This window comes from Mesorhizobium sp. M0136, assembly GCF_040322515.1.
Classification (GTDB): domain Bacteria; phylum Pseudomonadota; class Alphaproteobacteria; order Rhizobiales; family Rhizobiaceae; genus Mesorhizobium.
The window spans coordinates 1-556 of sequence record NZ_JAMYTP010000075.1; the positions used below are offsets into that span (position 1 = coordinate 1).

Annotated in this window: 1 protein-coding gene; it reads right to left on the reverse strand. The window is 64.6% G+C overall.

Annotated elements, in window-relative coordinates; genetic code table 11:
• A partial coding sequence (locus NKJ35_RS30830) for an ISAs1 family transposase (RefSeq protein WP_352651408.1) occupies positions 1-489 on the reverse strand: 489 nt, incomplete at its 3' end.
• Between the last annotated feature and the right edge of the window lie 67 nt (positions 490-556).

Here is a 556-nt window from a genome sequence, read left to right on the forward strand (position 1 = left end):
GACTTTGAGCGCGGCCTCGACTTCGTTCTCACCAGCGCTCGGCGAGACTGCCGCCAGGCACAGCCGGGTCTCGGCGGCGAAGGCCGACACCGTCAACGGCGGACTGGCTGCCAAGCCCTTCTCGTAGGCCCGCCGCAAAGCCTTGCCGTCAAGCGACACCACCTCGGGCGTCTCTCGGCTGGCTCGGGCGAAAGCTGCGGCAAAGGCCGCAAAGGCGCGACCAAAGGCCTCCGGGTCGAGCAGACGCAGCAGCCGCGAGAAGGTGTCGTGGCTGGGAGCTGCGTCATAGTCGATCAGCCGCGACAGCGCCTGCTTGCGCTCCTGCGCGAACAGGGCGAACTCCGTCGCATTGCTGGCACCACACAGGCTTGCCGCGATCATCATCACGATCAGGTCGCCAAGCCGGTGCGTGGCGTTGGGCGCGCGTGGATCAGGCACCGCGCCAAAGTAGCTCTCAAGGCAGGAAATGGCAGTCGCTCCTTCGCTCAACTGCCTCTCCAAAGAATCCTTTCTCAGCCTAAACTCAACCCCAAAATCGCCATATGCGATTCCCCTG